This is a genomic window from Nocardia rhizosphaerihabitans, from assembly GCF_014646295.1.
Classification (GTDB): domain Bacteria; phylum Actinomycetota; class Actinomycetes; order Mycobacteriales; family Mycobacteriaceae; genus Nocardia; species Nocardia rhizosphaerihabitans.
The window spans coordinates 249751-266279 of the sequence record NZ_BMNE01000003.1 but is presented as its reverse complement, the minus strand read 5'-3'; the positions used below and the strand labels follow the sequence as shown (position 1 = coordinate 266279).

15 protein-coding genes are annotated in these 16529 nt (G+C 69.8%); 12 read left to right on the top strand and 3 right to left on the bottom strand.

The window, feature by feature from the left end:
* The first annotated feature begins 100 nt into the window (after positions 1 to 100).
* The 8 genes from IEY60_RS14050 (at position 101) to IEY60_RS14015 (ending at position 8199) form a co-directional block, all read left to right on the top strand.
* A complete protein-coding gene (locus IEY60_RS14050) occupies positions 101 to 790 on the top strand; it encodes a TVP38/TMEM64 family protein (RefSeq protein ID WP_189028082.1) in 690 nt (229 codons plus the stop codon).
* 50 nt (positions 791 to 840) lie between these two features.
* Positions 841 to 1785 (top strand): glycoside hydrolase family protein, encoded by a 945-nt coding sequence (locus IEY60_RS14045; protein WP_189028080.1) that lies wholly within the window; start codon positions 841 to 843, stop codon positions 1783 to 1785.
* A 302-nt stretch (positions 1786 to 2087) separates the two neighbouring features.
* The gene (locus IEY60_RS14040) at positions 2088 to 3515 is read left to right on the top strand and encodes a condensation domain-containing protein (RefSeq protein WP_189028078.1); all 1428 of its coding nucleotides are present in this window, start codon (positions 2088 to 2090) and stop codon (positions 3513 to 3515) included.
* Positions 3516 to 3517: 2 nt separating this feature from the next.
* Positions 3518 to 4774, top strand: coding sequence for a glycosyltransferase (locus IEY60_RS14035; RefSeq protein ID WP_189028076.1), 1257 nt, complete (start codon positions 3518 to 3520; stop codon positions 4772 to 4774).
* Positions 4771 to 5736: an ATP-binding cassette domain-containing protein gene (locus tag IEY60_RS14030; RefSeq protein WP_189028074.1), complete on the top strand. Its 966-nt coding sequence runs from the start codon at positions 4771 to 4773 to the stop codon at positions 5734 to 5736. Before IEY60_RS14035 ends, IEY60_RS14030 begins: the two co-directional genes overlap by 4 nt.
* A 29-nt stretch (positions 5737 to 5765) precedes the next feature.
* Complete coding sequence (locus IEY60_RS14025) at positions 5766 to 6590, top strand: ABC transporter permease (protein ID WP_189028072.1); 825 nt, start codon at positions 5766 to 5768, stop codon at positions 6588 to 6590.
* Positions 6591 to 6600: 10 nt separating this feature from the next.
* Entirely contained in the window at positions 6601 to 7989 is a 1389-nt protein-coding gene (locus IEY60_RS14020) for a transferase family protein (protein ID WP_189028070.1), read from the top strand.
* A gap of 36 nt (positions 7990 to 8025) precedes the next feature.
* Complete coding sequence (locus tag IEY60_RS14015; RefSeq protein ID WP_189028068.1) at positions 8026 to 8199, top strand: hypothetical protein; 174 nt, start codon at positions 8026 to 8028, stop codon at positions 8197 to 8199.
* Between the two features lie 138 nt (positions 8200 to 8337).
* Here IEY60_RS14015 and ptsP read toward each other — a convergent pair whose 3' ends face one another.
* Genes ptsP through dhaK form a run of 3 tightly spaced genes read right to left on the bottom strand, consistent with a single transcriptional unit; the run spans position 8338 to position 12430 of the window.
* Positions 8338 to 10812 carry a phosphoenolpyruvate--protein phosphotransferase gene (ptsP, locus tag IEY60_RS14010; RefSeq protein WP_189028066.1) on the bottom strand — a complete coding sequence of 825 codons (2475 nt, stop codon included), beginning with the start codon at positions 10810 to 10812 and terminating at the stop codon, positions 8338 to 8340.
* Positions 10809 to 11429 (bottom strand): dihydroxyacetone kinase subunit DhaL, encoded by a 621-nt coding sequence (dhaL, locus tag IEY60_RS14005; protein WP_189028064.1) that lies wholly within the window; start codon positions 11427 to 11429, stop codon positions 10809 to 10811. The genes ptsP and dhaL overlap by 4 nt, the downstream gene beginning before the upstream one ends.
* Positions 11429 to 12430, bottom strand: coding sequence for a dihydroxyacetone kinase subunit DhaK (gene dhaK, locus IEY60_RS14000; RefSeq protein ID WP_189028062.1), 1002 nt, complete (start codon positions 12428 to 12430; stop codon positions 11429 to 11431). The genes dhaL and dhaK overlap by 1 nt, the downstream gene beginning before the upstream one ends.
* A 212-nt stretch (positions 12431 to 12642) precedes the next feature.
* Here dhaK and IEY60_RS13995 point away from each other — a divergent pair, with 212 nt between their 5' ends.
* From IEY60_RS13995 to IEY60_RS13980, 4 genes are all read left to right on the top strand, one after another.
* Entirely contained in the window at positions 12643 to 13383 is a 741-nt protein-coding gene (locus IEY60_RS13995) for an IclR family transcriptional regulator (RefSeq protein WP_189028060.1), read from the top strand.
* Positions 13384 to 13695: 312 nt separating this feature from the next.
* Positions 13696 to 14778, top strand: a complete 1083-nt coding sequence (locus IEY60_RS13990; protein WP_189028058.1) for an ABC transporter substrate-binding protein — start codon at positions 13696 to 13698, stop codon at positions 14776 to 14778.
* The gene (locus IEY60_RS13985) at positions 14775 to 15635 is read left to right on the top strand and encodes an ABC transporter ATP-binding protein (RefSeq protein WP_189028056.1); all 861 of its coding nucleotides are present in this window, start codon (positions 14775 to 14777) and stop codon (positions 15633 to 15635) included. Before IEY60_RS13990 ends, IEY60_RS13985 begins: the two co-directional genes overlap by 4 nt.
* Entirely contained in the window at positions 15628 to 16521 is an 894-nt protein-coding gene (locus tag IEY60_RS13980; protein WP_189028054.1) for an ABC transporter permease, read from the top strand. Before IEY60_RS13985 ends, IEY60_RS13980 begins: the two co-directional genes overlap by 8 nt.
* The last annotated feature ends 8 nt before the right edge of the window (positions 16522 to 16529 follow it).

Below are 16529 nucleotides of genomic sequence, written 5' to 3'. Positions count from 1 at the left end.
ACTGCGGCGAACCAGGATGTGTCCGGTTCATCCATGATGCTAACTGTGACACCCTGTCCGCTCGCTGGGGCCATCCCCTACCGGCCGGTACGCTTGCGCGGTGTCTCGACTGATCCGATCCCCGCGCCTGCTCATGGCCCTGGCCGGGATCGCCGTGCTGTTCGTGGTGGCGATGCTGGTTCCGCTGCCCGGTCCGCAGCAGATCAGGGCGTGGGCGGGTGGCGCGGGGCCGCTGCTGCCGGTGTTGTTCTTCCTCTTCTATGCGCTCGTCGCGGTGGCCCCGGTGCCGCGCACGGTCCTGACCGTGACCAGCGGGGTGTTGTTCGGCCCGGTCCTCGGTTCGGTCATCGCGCTGGGCGCGACCGGAGTCAGTGCGACGCTCGCCTTGCTGGGGGTCAGGGCGGTGGGGCGGGCCAGGGTCGCCGACCACCTGAACCATCCCGCGGTCCGGGCGATCGATGCCCGGCTGGCTCAGCGCGGCTGGCTGGCGGTCGCCGCCCTGCGGATGATCCCGATGGCGCCGTTCTCGATCGTCAACTACTGCTGCGGTCTGTCCTCGGTGAAGGTGCTGCCCTATCTGGTCGCCACGCTCGCCGGCTCGGCGCCCGGCACGATCTCGACGGTGATCCTCGCCGGCTCCCTGGCGGGCGAGACCAGTCCGATCGCCGTCACCGTGTCGGCCGTCTGCCTGTCCATCGGCCTGCTGGGTCTGGTCCTGGACGCCCGGATGCCGCTGGCACCCGCCCAGGCATCTACTCCGGACGCGGAACCGGTGAACGCCCGCGGCTGACCGGCGCGCCTGCCGTCTCCGGCGCTGTTGCAGCCGGATAATCCCAGCTCATGACGATGACCGTGGGCCGCAGATCCGCACTCGCACTGCTGGCCGGGCTGCCGCTGCTGGCCGCGGGCACAGCGCGTGCGCAGTCCACCCTCGGGCCCGGCGTCGGGGCCGACCCGGACCGCGCACCGGTCCGGTACACGATGACCGCGTTCCGCGCCGACAGCGACACCACCCTCGCCGTCTACGAATCGACGGACGGCACCGACTTCACCGCCGTCAGCGAGCACGCGTTCACGCCGCCGTCGGGCCTGGTCCGCGATCCCAGCATCCTGCTGCACAGCGACGGCACCTATTACCTCACCTACACGATCGCCGGGGACGCCACCGCGATCGGGCTGGCCCGCAGCCGGGACCGGATCACCTGGACCGCCCTCGGCAATGTCTCGATGCTCGTGCCGGGCAGGCTCGAGGGCGCCTGGGCGCCGGAGTGGTATGTCGACGCGGCGGGCCAGGTCGGCATCATCGTCTCGCTCACCTGGGGACGCGGATTCACCCCTCACCTGGTGGTCCCCCTGGACGCCGGATTCACGACCTGGGCGCCGCCGGTTCCCCTGCTCGGGCTCAGCCCGGGCAAGCCGGGTTCCCTCGGCTATATCGACACCACCTTGGTGCGTCTGACGGGGCAGGTGTTCGCGTTCGTCAAGAACGAGGACTCCAAGGTGATCGAACTCGCCGTGGCCGATCGTCCGATCGGGCCCTATGCGTTCGTGGCGACCGGCGATTGGGCCGGATGGGGTGGACCGCTCGAGGGTCAGTCGGTGGTCCGACTGCCCGACGGCGGGCACCGGATCTACCTCGACGCCTACCTGGACGGCGGCTATTTCTTCAGCGACAGCTACGACGGATTCCGCTCCTGGTCACCCCTCACAGAGCTGCCCGGACTGTCCGGCGTGGTGCGGCACGGCACGGTTCTCGCCGAATACGGCGCTCCCGCAGCACCATAATCGCAGGTCATAACCCTTCCAGGCGTCGTGCGCAGGTTTCTGAACAGAAACCCCCTTACTTCAGGGGCGCCGGGTTACGCTGGTGTTCCGACACAATTTGAAAGTGAGCTTCTTCACATAGGCCAGTTGTGACTAACGCGTATTTCAGAAAACTCTCAGAGTTATAGACTCGGGATAGCCCAGGGTTCGCCAGCTACATCCGGTGCGGGATCCAGAGCAACATCCGGTGACGCGGCCGCGATCACCGACATTCCCCGTTCGCGCCGTTTTCGGCTTGCATTGCACCCCGAGGTGACCCCCGCATGGAATACACCCACCTGTCCGAATTCCGGATTCGCTCCGGCGCACTGTCCATCTGGACGCCCGAACTCGCTTCTCCCGGTTCCTGGTACGATGACGAGCGCCCGCTCGCCAGCGTCCACTCCCAGTACCTCGGCTTCCTCGATCCCGAGGATCCCGCCCCGGGGCGCGGGCGCTGGATCGGCACCATCTTCGAGATGGACGCCCCGCTCGACGCGCAGGTGTGGGCCAAGACCCTCGAGCTGTGGCACGACCGCCACGAAGGATTCCGGACCACCGTCGCCCCCACCGGCGACGGCGACTACCACCGGGTGACCACCGCCCCCGGCACCGTGCGGGTGGCCTGCGTTCCGGTCGCCGATCTCACCGACGGCGACCAGATCAACGAGTTCCTCTGCGGCACACTGGAACTGCGGCTTTCCCCGCTGGTGTGGCCGCACCTGCTGGTGGCCACCGTCGCGCACGACACCGACGACTTCACTGTCCTGGTCGCCGCCGACCACTCGGTGCTCGACGCCTATTCGCAGGCCGTGCTCATCCTCGAACTGCGCACCCTCTACACCGCTGTGCGCACCGGCGGCGAGATCCGCGATTCGGCCACCTTCGGCAGCGCCGCCGACTACGCCGCCATCGAGCGCGCCGCGGCCGAGGAACTCACCCCCGACTCCCCCGCCGTCGCGGTGTGGCGCGACTTCGTCGGTGAGCCCGGCTCGCCCATGCCGCGTTTCGCCGAGGGCATGGTCGCCGAGCTCGACGGTGAGCACGCCCAGCCCAGTGTCTCGCGCACGCTGCTGACCCTCGAGCAGCTCGAAGAGGTGGAGGCGTCGCTCGGGCGGATCAAGCACCGGCTCTCGGTGACGGTCTTCGCTGCGCTCGCCGCCGCGTCGCGGGAAGTGTTCGGCGATGACCGTTTCCGCACGATCATGCCGATCGCGACCAGGCCCGATCTGAGCTGGCTCGAGTCGATGGGGTGGTTCGTCAATGTCGTCCCGGTCGACATCACCTTGCCCGCGGGCGCCGATATGGCCGTCGCCCTGGATGTCACCCGGGCCGCGCTCAAGCGCGCCCATGTCTGCAACGACGCCTCGTGGGGCCGGTCGCTGGCGATGGCGGGCGCGCTCGAGGGCCCGACCTTCGGCGCCTCCTTCCTCGACATCCGTATGCTCCCGGACTACGAACTGGTCGCCGACCTGCGCGGACGTACGCTGCGTGCCGTCTCGTACTCCACCGACGAGGTGTACTTCTGGGTCGTGCGCGGCCCCGAGGGTCTCTACGTCTCCACCCGCTACCCCGCCGGTCTGCCCGCCGAGGTCATGGACCGTTTCCTCACCGAATTCGCCAGGGCCATCTACGCGGTCACCACCCTCGCCGCGCCCGCCGCGGCCGCACCGGTCGCCGACGCCGCGTCGGCAGCGCTGAGCGCGGGCTGACGATGCGTGCACTGCTGGCCTTCACCGGGAGCCGGGGCGATGCCCAGCCCGGCATCCTGCTTGCCCGCGAACTGCGGGCTCGCGGGCACTCGGTGACGCTCGCCCTCGCCCCCAATCTCGTCGAGTTCGCGACCGAACACGGTGTCCCCGCCGTCGGTTTCGGTCGTGACAGTGCCGAACTGCTGCGCACCCAGCACGCCGATCGCCGGTTCCGCAGCCTCAGCCCGCGTCAGCGGCTGCGTGCGGTGCTGGATCTGCAGCGGCGCGGTGTGGCCGAGGCGGTGGGTGACCTGCTCGTCCTGGCACCCGGCCACGACGTGCTGGTGACCGGGATGGCGGGCGAGGAAGCGGCCGAGAAGGCCGCGCGGCGCGTCGGATTGCCGTTGGCCGCAGTGCATTTCTTTCCGATCCATCCGAATCGCTCGGTGCCGGTGGTGCCGACCGCGTGGGGTCAGCGGATTCCCGGTGGACTCAACCGGCGGATCTGGTCCGGGCTGCGGTGGGCGCGTGACGCCGCGCTGGCACAACCGCTGGCCGAGTTCGGGATCGTCGAACATCCGCTGCCGGACCGGGTGTCGATCCAGGCCTACGACGTCGACCTGTTTCCCGGGTTGGCGGCGGAGCTGCCGGATCGGCACCCGATCACCGGGTTCGCCGTCGACACCGACGGTTTCCTCGGCGGCCCGATCGATCCCGCTCTGGCCGCCTGGCTCGACGCGGGTGCGGCGCCGATCTACGTCGGCTTCGGTTCGATGGCGGTCGACGATCCGGCGGCGCTGGTGACGATGCTGCGCGCGGTCTGCGCCCGGCGCGGCAGGCGTCTGCTGCTCGCCGCGGGCTGGGCGGGCATCGAGCCCGAGCTGTCGGCCGAGGTGGCGATCGTCGACCAGGTCGACCACGCCGCGGTGTTCCCGCGCTGCGTCGCCGCGGTGCACCATGGCGGGGCGGGCACGACAGCCGCCGCGCTACGTGCCGGTGTGCCGCAGGTGATCTGCTCGATCCAGGCCGATCAACCGTATTGGGGGCGCGCGCTGTCGAGGCTCGGCCTGGCCGACACCCTGCGCGTCGCCGATCTCGGCGCGGACGCGCTGGCCGCCATGCTGGACCGGGTAGCCGATCCGAATGTGGTCGCCCGTGCCGCCGCCTACGCGGGACGCTTCCCCGACAGCGGCGTCGCCCTCGCCGCCGACGAGGTGGAAGCCCTTGTCCCCGTGTCGTTCCCGACACCCGTCCTGGACCATGCCGGGAGGCTGCAGTGACCAGCACCGAAATCGCCGTACGCACCAGCGGACTCGGCAAGTCCTACGGTGACTTCACCGCGGTCGGCAGCATCGATCTGAGCATTCCCGCTGGTTCGGTGTTCGCGATGCTCGGCCCCAACGGCGCGGGCAAGACCACCACGGTCCGCATGCTGGCGACCCTGCTGCGCCCCGATCGCGGCAGCGCCGAGGTGTTCGGCTTCGACGTGGTGCGCGATGCCACCGCGGTCCGCTCGATGATCGGGCTCACCGGCCAGTACGCCTCCGTCGACGAAACCCTCACCGCCGGTGAGAATCTGCGCCTGTTCGGGCGACTGCTCGGACTGTCCCGGCGCGAAGCGGCGCAACGCAGCGACGAACTTCTGGACGAATTCGAGCTCTCCGCCGTCGCCCGGCGCAGTGTGTCCGCGTTCTCGGGCGGCATGCGCCGCCGCCTCGATCTGGCCGCGACGCTGATCACGGTGCCACCGCTGATCTTCCTCGACGAGCCGACCACCGGTCTGGACCCGCACACCCGCGATCGCATGTGGGGCATCGTGCGCGGCCTCGTCGACCGCGGCGCGACCGTGCTGCTGACCACCCAGTACCTCGAGGAAGCCGACGCGCTCGCCGACCGGATCGCGGTGATCGACCGTGGCACGCTGGTCGCCGAGGGCACCGCGGCCGAGCTGAAAGCGTCCATCGGCGAACAGGTGCTGCGCCTGGACATCCCCGACACCGCGGACCTGCGCCGCGCCGAGACGCTGATCCAGGACCTGACCGGTGACATCCCCGAGGGCTCCTCGACCGGCATGCTGACCGTCGCCCTGCGTGATGTCGCGCTCGGCGCCGACATCGTCGCCGCCTGCCGCGCCGCCGACATCACCCTGCGCGGTTTCGCGGTCGACCGGCCCGACCTCAACGAGGTGTTCCTGTCGCTGACCGGGCACGCGAAGGCCACCGACAGCGTCGGCCTGGCGTGACCACCCTCCGGGAAAGTTCGAGAACCGCCATGACTCTCACCACCGAGACCGCCGCACAGCCCACACAGGTCGTGCGCGCTCCACGGGTTACCCGTGTCAGTGCGCTTGCCGCCCTGCAGCATTCGCTGATGATGGCCTGGCGCGGGCTGCTCACCTTCCGGCACAGCCCGCAGCTGCTCTACGACGCCATCCTGCTTCCCATCGTGGGACCGGTGCTGTTCGGCAGCATCTTCGGCACCGCCATCGCGGGCAGCATGGAGGCATACCTGCCCATCATGATTCCCGGCGTCTTGGTGCAGATCGTGTTGACCTCCTCGGTCGCCACCGGTGTGCAACTCTCCGAGGACATCCATTCGGGCGTATTCGACCGGTTCGTCGCCATGCCGATCGCCCGCTCGGCACCGGTTGCCGGAGCATTGCTGGCGGGCATGGTGCGCTATCTCATCGCCGCGATCACGGTGGTGATCGTCGGCTTCTGCATGGGCTACCGGCCTGAGCACACCGCCGGATTCCTGGCGGGTGCGGTCCTGGTCGTCTTCGCCACGACCGCGATCAGCTGGCTGTTCGCGTTCATCGGCGCCACCGTCGCCCGGCCCGCCGCCGTGCAGGGCATGTGCATGCTCGTGCTCACCTTCCTCGGCTTCGCCTCCAATGCCCTGGTGCCCGAGGAGTCCATGCCGACCTGGATGCAGCACGTGTCGAATGTGAATCCGGTGTCCTACCTGGTCTCCGCGGTGCGTGAGCTGGCCGCCCACGGCACCGTCGGCGCCGACGCGTGCTGGTCGCTGGTGGCCTCGGTGGTCGTCGTCGCCGTCTTCGCGCCGCTGACCGTGCGCACTCTCCGTTCCCGATGAGGAGTATCCGATGACCGTCACCTCCCCCGCCGTCGCGGCCGTCGCCGCCGGATCGGCCGGCCTCAACCGGATCACCGCCGACGACGACCTCTTCTTCAAGCTGCACAGTCTCTACCCGAACGCCCTGGTCAACCAGCTGGCTTACCGGTTCGACGAGCGGCTCGACCCCGAGTTGCTGCGGCGCTGGCACGCGCATCTGGCGACCGGATTCATCGCCCGCCGGGTCCGCACCACCCGGTTCCCGATCGCGCGGGCCCACTGGGAGCCCGCCGACGAGTCCCTCCCGCTGGTCTGGTCGGCGACGCCCCTGTCCGACGATGCGGTGCTGGAGTGGTTCCTCGAGCAGGCCGCGGTGGAGTTCGACCCCGAGCGCGGGTTGGTGTGGCAGCTCGCGGGTACGCACACGGAGTCCGGTGGCACCGTCGTCACCCTGGTCGCCTCGCACGTCGCCTGTGACGGCGGCGGCATGATGCACGCCATCGTCGATTCCCTCGGCCGGCTCAATCGCGGCGAGACCCCCGACCGTGCCGCCGGCGCGGGCAAGCTGGTCGGCCCGGTGGCGGCCTCGGGCCGCTTCGCCGCCGACCTCGCCGATGCCAGGGGACAGTTGCGTGCCGTCGCCCGCGGTGTGCGCGCCGCCCGCCGTGCCCGCGGGGTCAGCGAACCGGCCCGCAATCCGCGTCCGGCCGAGCCCCGCCTGCCGCACGCCGAGACCTGGCAGGCGGCCGAGACGATCGTCCAGGTCGACCTCGCCGACTGGGACGCGGTCGCCGCCGCCAACGGCGGCACCACCAACGGCCTGCTGATCGGCGTCGCCGTGGGCCTGCTCGGCCGCAGCGGCCGCATCGCCGACGGCGCCGACGTCCGCGTCGACATCCCCCATTCGATGCGCGTCGCCGACGATCCCCGCGCCAACGCCACCACCGGCCTGCCGATCAGCGTCACCTACCGGGCAGGCGAGCGCGCCGACCTCCCCGCGGTCCGCGCCGCACTCAAGGCAGCAGGCCTGGCCTATCGCAATCCCGAGACCATCCCCCCGATCCAGCACCTGCAGCCGGTGCAGATGCTGCTGCCGAAGGTGGTGCTGCACAAGTTCGCGCGCACCGCCAAGGCCCCCGAATGCCTGTGCACCAATATGGGCCGCACCGCCCAGAACATCGCCGTGCTCGGCCCCCACCGGGCCCGCGACGTCATCATGCGCCCGGTCGTCAACCCCGGCCCGGTCGACCTGTTCCGGCAGGTCGAGGTAGGCGTCAACCTCGCCTTCTCCTGCGACGACGACACCGTCACCCTGGTCGTCACCGGCGGCGACCCCGACCGCTTCCCCACCCGCAAGTCCCTGCAGGAACTCCTCGCCGCGGAATTCGCCGACTGGGGGCTGACCCCGCGCTTCTGGTAGGGGACCCGCCCGGCCCGGACTCGCTATCGTGGAGCCGTGGGCATCATGGGCGAACTGTTCCCGGGCAAGAAGCTGCAGAACGAGGGCAGTGGTGACAGCGACGGCCAGGATCACCATCCCGCGCTGGCGATCGACCTCGACGCGGGTGTGGTCCGCCTCTCGGGTCCCAGCCCGCGCCCGGTCCCGCCGCGGGATTCAGACGACCGTTGACCTTGCCGGTCGACCTCGACTGTGATGGCCGGAATACCCGGCCCGCTACGACGCCGGGGTGGTTGCCGGTCGAGCGCGGTTCACTCGGCGAGGGTGAACCAGGTCTCCGCCCGCGTGCGGCGTCCAGGCGGTAGTCGTTCAGGGGATCAGTGCTCTGACCTCCTCGGCTGACGAGCAGGTCAGCGCGCGGGTGGCGAGTGCGCGGCACGATGTCGAATCCAGTTCCCGGACGGCGGCTTTCACCAGCGGGATCGCTGGTGGGCCGACGCTGAGTTCGTGGACGCCGAGACCGAGCAGGATCGGGGCCGCGGCCGGGTCTGCGGCCGCTTCGCCGCAGACCGCGACTCGTGCCCGGCCCGTGGCCGCCCGGCTCACCATGTCGATCAGATGCAGGACGCCGGGGTCGAGGGGGTCGGCGAGGGAGCCCAGGGATTCGTTGCCGCGTTCGGCGGCCATGGCGTACTGGGTGAGGTCGTTGGTGCCGATGCTGAGGAAGTCGACGTGGTCGGCGAAAGCGGCGGTCTTGGCCGCGGTCGCGGGGACCTCGACCATGATGCCGATATCCAGCGGAATGTCCGGCGGGACAACCTCACTCAGCATGAGGCGTGCCGCCAGGAGTTCCGACAGCTGGGTCACCATCGGGAACATCACTCCGACGGGGTGGTCGGCGGCGACCCGGCCGATCGCGGTCAGCTGATCGCGCAGCAGCTCCGGCCGCGCGAGGGTGAGGCGGATACCGCGCATGCCCAGGAACGGATTCGCCTCGGGTGCCTGCTCGATGTAGGGCAGGGGTTTGTCGCCGCCGACGTCGAGGGTGCGCAGGATCAGTTTGCGCCCGTCGAGAGCTTCGGCCAGGGCGCGGTAGGCCTGTTCCTGTTCGTCGATCGATGGCGCGTCCGCCCGGCCGAGGAACAGGAATTCGGTGCGGACCAGCCCGGCGAGGTCGGCGCCGTTGCGCACGGCGGCGGACGCGTCGGCGAGGTCGCTGATATTCGCCGCCACATGCACGGTCACGCCGTCGCGGGTGACCGCGGGCTTGCCTGCGGCTGCGAGGGCAGCCGCGCGCTGAAGTCGTTGCGCCACAGCATGTTCGGTGAATTCGGCCAGAACGGCCGGATCCGGATCGATGACCAGCGCACCGGTTTGGCCGTCCAGCGCGACGGTGGTCCCCGCCGCGGTTTCCAGCACGCGCCGGCCGGCGCCGACGACGGCCGGAATGCCGTGTGCTCGGACCAGAATCGTGCTGTGGGCGGTCGGGCTTCCGTTGGCCAGCACAATGCCCATGACCTGTGCCGGATCCAGCGCGGCGGCCTGCGCGGGGGTGAGGTCGGCGGCGACGAGTACTCCTGCGCGGCTGACCGTCCGCGTCGCTCGCCCCGTCAGTTCGGCCAGTACCTGGTCACGCACGGCTCGCAGATCGCCGGCACGCGCTCGCTGGTACTCGTCGGGCAGCCGATCCAGCTCCGCCGCACCGTCATCGAGCACACGAGCCCAGGCGTGTGCCGCGCCCATCCCCGCGGAGATCCGGGAATGGACGGCGTCGAGCACTTCCGTGTCGTCCAGCAGGACCTGATGTGCCTCGAAGATGCCGGCTTCCGTCCCGGCGGTGACCCGCAGCCGGTCGATCTCGGCACGCACCCGACCGATGGCGGCATCGAGCCTGCGCCGCTCGCCCGCAGGGGTCTCGGCTCGGCCGGGATCGTCGAGGTCGGCGGTGTCGAACTGCGCTGCGGCAAGCTGCCAGCTCGGCCCGATTCCGATGCCGGGCGAGGCGGGCAGCGGACCGGTCCCGCGCGCCACCGGTGCGGCCTCGGTGACGAGGCCGGGTGCTTCGTCGAAATGCCGTGCGGCGAGGGCAAGTACCCGGTCCACGGCCTCCGCCGCGTCGGCACCGGTCGCCGCGACTTCGAGGCGATGTCCGGCGAGTGCACCCAGCGCGGCGATCCGGCTCAGACTCGAGGCGGGTGCGGGACCGGCGCCGGTGGTGAGGTTGCCCAGCAGCACGGAACTGTCGAGTCCGCGCACCGCACCGACCAGGCGCGCCGCGGGCCTGGCGTGCAGACCGTGCGGATTGTCGACGACGAATTCGGCCCGCGACACGGGGGCGGACTCAGCGACGAACCCCCGGCCGTTCCATTCGATCACGCGGGCGATTTCGGCGGCTCGTTGCACTCTTCCGCTCTCCGAAATCCCGGACGGGGCACTCCCGGCATCCGCATCGAGGTGAGTCTGCTTGCCCGCCAACGCATTCGATGCCTCGGCCGCCGCCTCGTCCAGATCAGCCCCGCCCGATGCCGACACCGCGGCCGCGATCAGCCCTTCCACGAACGGCGCCGCGCACAGCCGCACCCGATGATCGTCCGCCAGCAGATCCAGCGCGAGTTCGGCCGACAGCACCGCACTGCCCATATCCATCAGCACCAGCACCCCGTCGCCGCTGTCGGCGGCGGCGATGGCCTCCGAGACGGCGACGGCGTCGGTCCCGAAGGTCTGCTCGTCCAGCCCGGCCGCGATCTCGATCCGCACCGGCTGCCCGCCCAGCATCTCCCCGGCCAGCGCGACCGCCGCGTGCGCGAGCGTGTGACTGTGCGAGACCACGACGATCCCGATCACCGTAGCGCCTGCCCGGCCGCGGCGACCAGCAAGGCCGCGCTGGTCGCGCCCGGATCTTGGTGTCCCGCACTGCGTTCCCCTAGATAAGACGCACGACCCTTGCGGGCGACAAGGGGGATGGTCGCGTCGCGCCCGGTCGTCGCCGCGGCCAGCGCGGCATCCAGTGCCACGGCCAGGTCGGCCCCGGCGGCAAGCTGCTCGTCGAGTGCGTCGGCCGCGGGCACGAGCGCGTCGACCATTGTCTTGTCCCCCGTTTCGGCCTTGCCCCGGGCGACCACGCCGTCGAGACCGGCCCGGAATGCCGCGGCGAAGGCCGGCCCGTCGAGCTCGCCATCGCCGGTCGCGGTGGCGCTACGCAGGAAGAACGTGCCGTAGAGCGGTCCGCTGGCACCGCCGACGCTACGAACCAAGACCATGCCTACCTGTTTGAGTACCGCGCCCGCGGTCGGCTGGGGATCGTCCTCGAGCGCGGCGACGACGGCCGCGGTGCCGCGCTGCATATTGCTGCCGTGGTCGGCGTCACCGATGGCGGCGTCGAGCGCGGTGAGTTCGTCGGTGTGTTCGTCGATCAGCGCGGCGAACACGCGCAGCCACCGCGTCGCATCGATCGTCGTCATCAGACTCCCCAGCGCAGCGCGGGCGTGCGCACCGGCGCGTCCCACAGTGCCAGCAGGTCGTCGTCGAGCTTGGTCAGCGTCACCGAACAACCGGCCATCTCCAGCGAGGTGATGTACGGGCCGACCAGTGAGCGCGCGATCTCGACACCGTGCGCGGCGAGGATCCGGGCGACCTCCCCGAACACGATGTACAACTCGAGCAGCGGAGTACCGCCCAGCCCGTTGACGAAGCAGATCACCCGGTCACCCCTGCCGAACGGCAGATCGGCGAGGATCGGCTCGACCAGCATCGCGGCCACGTCCTTCGCCGGTGCGAGTGCGGTGCGACGGCGTCCCGGCTCGCCGTGGATACCGACACCGACCTCCATCTCGTCCTCGCCGAGTACGAAGGTGGGCTTGCCCGCGGCGGGCACCGTGCACGAGGTCAGCGCCATCCCCATGCTCCGGGTGCGCTCGTTGACCGTCCGCGCGACCTCGGCCACCGCCGCCAGCGGACGGCCCTGTTCGGCCGCGGCACCCGCGATCTTCTCCGCCACCACGGTGCCGCCGACACCACGACGGCCCGCGGTGTACAGGCTGTCCTGCACGGCGACGTCGTCGTCGATGATCACCGACAGCACCGTGGCACCGGTCTCGGCGGCGGCCAGTTCGGCGGCCATCTCGAAGTTCATCACGTCACCGGTGTAGTTCTTGACCAGATGCAGCACCCCGGCGCCCGCGTCGACGGCGGTGGTCGCGGCCACGATCTGGTCCGGTACCGGGGAGGTGAAAACCTCACCGGCACAGGCGGCGTCGAGCATGCCGAGACCCACGAACCCGCTGTGCAGCGGCTCGTGCCCGGAGCCGCCACCCGAAAGCAACGCCACCTTGCCCGGTGCCGGCGGCTCGGCGCGCAACACCAGCCGGTTGTCCAGGTCGACCCGCAGCTCCGGATGCGCCGCGGCGAGACCGGTCAGCGCGTCGTGGATCACCGTCGCCGGATCGTTGATCAGCTTCTTCATCTGCGCTCTCCTCAGATGGCCCGTGGGATCGATTCTGCCTGGGTCTGCGGACCCCGCGAGCGATTCCCCGAAAGGGCACCCTCGACCGGCGCGCCGCCCGTGCCCGTTTCCGCAGGCCGGTGCCGTCGAATTCCGCTATCGCTGCGCGGAAGCATTGCGCCTGGTCACGACAGTGGCGATAGTTCACGACACCCGTCGAGAGGGAGTCCGCCATGACCGCCACCGAACCGCCGCGCTCCGGCGCGCAAGCAGTCGACCGCGCGGTGCACGTGTTGAACTGCTTCCACGGGGGCGACCCGGAATTGTCGCTGAGCGAGCTGGCACAGCGCTCGGGACTGCCGGTGAGCACCACCTTCCGGCTCGCGCAGGCCCTGGTACGCGGCAGGCTGCTCGAACAGGACGCGGCCACCGACCGCTACCGGATCGGGCATGGACTGGCCTGCCTGGCCAGACCCGCGCTGTCGCGGCTCGGCCTCGATGCCGCCGCGCCGCACCTGTACGCGCTCGCCGCCGGCATCAAGATCACCGTCAGCCTGAGCGTGCCCGACGCGGAAGAAGCTCTCACCGTCTTCCAGGCGAGGCCACCGGTGTATTTCTGCCACAACCAGATTCCGGAGGAACGCAGACCGCTCACGGCCAGCGCCGTCGGCCACGCGCTGCTCGCGCACTCACCGGCCAGGGCCGACCGCGGCAACGGCGAACTGTTCGACACCATCCGCAGGCGCGGGTTCGCGGTGGAGGAGATCGACAGCGACGACCCGATCCGCGCGATCGCCGTCCCCGTGCTCGCGCCCGACAAGCAGGTCTGGGGCGCGCTGGGTGTGCAGGCGCGCGCAGTGCGCCTCGACCGCGATCTCGTGCGGGCCGTCGTGCCGGCGATGCACCAGATCGCCGTGCGGATCGGTCCGTATTTTCACACCGCCGCCGCTGGTACGGGATTCGGCTCACCATGATTTCCACGATGCGAAAAGAGCATTGCCCGGTCGATATCGACAGGCGCACTATGTAATTCGATGCGGCGCACTCTTCGCCGCACCTGTACGGAAAGTCTCGACATGATCGAATCCCCCGCGCTCGTCCGCCGCCGAACGGTGGACCTGATGCGCCTGTCTCCCGGATTCTGTCGCCGCTGACAGCGCGGCGACATTCTCCGTCGCCGATTGGCCTTTTCTCGTTTCCCGGTAGTCCGTTCGCGCGGATCGTCGCGGCGTGCGCCCGTGTGGCCCGCCGCGCGGTCACGCGTGCCGTCGAAAGAATCCCGAATCATGTTGTCCACCATCTTCCGACGACGTCCGCTGCATGCGCTCGCCGCCGCGCTCGTCGCTCCCGCCGCCCTCGCGGTGGTCACCGCGTGCGGCGCCGCCGAGGCGCCGACGACCGCCGACGGCAAGACCGTGCTGCGCTATCAGGGCCAGACCGGCCTGGTCACCGCCTACGAACTCGCCGACAACCTCGGCTACTTCAGCAAGATCAGCTTGCAGTGGGAGGGTGATACCACCAGCGGACCGGCCAATATCCAGGCCGCCGCCACCAAGCAGATCGAATTCGGCAGCGCGTTCAACGGCGCGGTGGTCAAGCTCGCCGCCGGTGGCGCGCCCGTGCAGTCGGTCCTGAGTTCCTACGGCTCCGACGACAAGTCCTACACCGGCTACTTCGTCCGCGAGGACTCCGGAATCACCAGCGCCCGCGACCTGATCGGCAAGAAGGTCGGCGTCAATACGCTCGGCGCGCACCACGAGTTCGTCACCCGCGAATGGCTGCACCAGCAGGGCCTGACCGAGGCCGAGATCAAGCAGGTGCAGCTGCTCGTGGTGCCGCCGGTCAATACCGAGGAGGCGTTGCGCAGCGGTCAGATCGATGTCGGCGCGCTGAACAGCGTGTGGCGCGAGACCGCCGTCGGGCGTGGTGGCGTGCGACCGTTGTTCACCGACACCGCCATCTTCGGCGAATTCGATTACGGCACCTATGTTTTCCGCAAGGATTTCATCGCGCAGAACCCCGAGGCGGTCAAGGATTTCGTGCAGGGCACGGCCCGCGCGACCCGCTGGCTGCAGATCACGCCGCATGACGAGGTGATCGCCAAGTTCACCGACATCATCACCAAGCGCGGCCGCAACGAGAACCTCAAACTGCTCGACTACTGGCGCAGCTCCGGCATTCCGGTCCCGGGCGCGGTGATCGCGGACAAGGAGATCCAGATCTGGATCGACTGGCTCGAGCGCAACGGCGAACTGCCCAAGGGCAAGATCACCGCCACCGAGCTGTTCACCAACAAGGACAACCCCTACGCCAACGGCACCTACCAGCCGGCCAGCGGCCCGACCGGAGAGGTGGTGGCCGCGAAATGAGCAACACCACAGCTAAACTCGCGCTGCACGGCGTGGGCAAACAGTTCGCCGTCCGTGGCGCGGCCGAGAAGTTCACCGCGATCGACGACATCACGATCGAGGTCGGCGCAGGCGAATTCCTCGTCCTGGTCGGGCCGAGCGGTTCGGGCAAGTCCACCCTGCTGGACCTGCTCGGCGGCCTGAGCACGCCGAGTTCGGGGCAGATCCTGCTCGACGGCGCACCGATCACCGGCCCCGGTCTCGACCGCGGTGTGGTGTTCCAGCAGTACGCGCTGCTGCCGTGGCGCACCGCCCGCGCCAATATCCAGTTCGGGCTGGAGGCCAAGGGCGTCGCCCGCAAGGAACGCAAGCAGATCGCGGACCACTATCTGGAGCTGGTCGGCCTGGCCGGGTTCGGCGACCGCTACCCGCATGAACTGTCCGGCGGCATGAAGCAGCGCGTCGCGATCGCCCGCAGCTTGGCCTTCGACCCGGAAGTCCTGCTGATGGACGAGCCGTTCGCCGCGCTCGACGCCCAGACCAGGGAATCGCTGCAGGACGAACTGCTGCGCATCTGGCGCACGACCGGCAAAACCATCCTGTTCATCACCCACGGCATCGACGAGGCCGTCTACCTGGGGCAGCGCGTCGCGGTGCTCACCTCCCGGCCGGGCCGGGTCAAGGCCGTGATCGACATCGATATCGACCGCACCGGTGACATCGATGTCCGCTCCAGCGAGCAGTTCCGCGACTACCGCCACCGCATCTGGACCGAACTGCAGAGCGAGGTGAGCCGGGCCCAGCAGCTCGAGCTCGCCACCGACGACAGCGCCGCCACCGCGGACGCGTCCACCGACAGGAGTCCCGCCCATGTCTAGCGCCGTCCCCCTGCTCGTCCGCCCGAGCGAGGTCACCGTCGAACCGGCCGCACCGCGTGCCGTCGCGATCCCCAGGCCCGCCCTCCCCGCAGGACTCGTCCGCGCCGCGCGCACGAGCGCCACCACGCTGGTGCGCATCACCAAACCCTTGCTCGCGTTCGTGCTGCTGCTCGGCGCGTGGGAACTCGCGCCGCGGCTCGGCGTGGTCGACGAGGTGTTCCTGCCGCCGTTCTCGGTGGTGGTGCAGGCCTTCGCCGAACTGTCCGCCAACGGGCAACTGGGCGAGCATGTTTCGGCCAGCCTCACCCGCTCGGTCACCGGCTTCTCCATCGCCCTGGTGATCGCGGTGCCGGTGGGGATCGCCATCGCCTGGTACAAGCCGGTGTCGGACTTCCTGAATCCGGTACTCGAACTGTTCCGCAACACCGCCGCCCTGGCGCTGCTGCCGGTATTCGTCCTGATTCTCGGCATCGGCGAGACGTCGAAGATCGCGCTGATCGGCTACGCCACCTTCTTCCCCATCCTGCTCAACACCATCACCGGTGTGCGCACCGTCGACCCGCTGTTGGTGAAATCGGCGGTGTCGCTGGGCTTCTCGCCGCTGCGGCTGTTCCAGAAGGTGATCCTGCCCGCGGCCATCCCGTCCATCTTCACTGGAATCAGGATGGCGGCGGCGGGCTCGATCCTCGTACTCATCGCCGCGGAGATGGTCGGCGCCCGCGCCGGCCTCGGCTACCTCATCACCGCCGCCCAGCAGAACTTCCAGATCCCGCAGATGTACGCGGGCATCGTGGCCATCTCGCTGATCGGCCTCGGTTTCAACTTCGCCCTCGTCGCACTGGAACGCCGCCTCTCGCGCTGGCGCACCTCACCGACCGACGCCTGACCAGGAGA

Coding starts and splice junctions, on each gene's coding strand:
- IEY60_RS14045 (WP_189028080.1), top strand. CDS start 841: ATGACGATGACCGTGGGCCGCAGATCCGCACTCGCACTGCTGGCCGGG.
- IEY60_RS14040 (WP_189028078.1), top strand. CDS start 2,088: ATGGAATACACCCACCTGTCCGAATTCCGGATTCGCTCCGGCGCACTG.
- IEY60_RS14035 (WP_189028076.1), top strand. CDS start 3,518: ATGCGTGCACTGCTGGCCTTCACCGGGAGCCGGGGCGATGCCCAGCCC.
- IEY60_RS14025 (WP_189028072.1), top strand. CDS start 5,766: ATGACTCTCACCACCGAGACCGCCGCACAGCCCACACAGGTCGTGCGC.
- IEY60_RS14020 (WP_189028070.1), top strand. CDS start 6,601: ATGACCGTCACCTCCCCCGCCGTCGCGGCCGTCGCCGCCGGATCGGCC.
- dhaL (WP_189028064.1), bottom strand. CDS start 11,429: ATGACGACGATCGATGCGACGCGGTGGCTGCGCGTGTTCGCCGCGCTG.
- dhaK (WP_189028062.1), bottom strand. CDS start 12,430: ATGAAGAAGCTGATCAACGATCCGGCGACGGTGATCCACGACGCGCTG.
- IEY60_RS13995 (WP_189028060.1), top strand. CDS start 12,643: ATGACCGCCACCGAACCGCCGCGCTCCGGCGCGCAAGCAGTCGACCGC.
- IEY60_RS13990 (WP_189028058.1), top strand. CDS start 13,696: ATGTTGTCCACCATCTTCCGACGACGTCCGCTGCATGCGCTCGCCGCC.
- IEY60_RS13985 (WP_189028056.1), top strand. CDS start 14,775: ATGAGCAACACCACAGCTAAACTCGCGCTGCACGGCGTGGGCAAACAG.
- IEY60_RS13980 (WP_189028054.1), top strand. CDS start 15,628: ATGTCTAGCGCCGTCCCCCTGCTCGTCCGCCCGAGCGAGGTCACCGTC.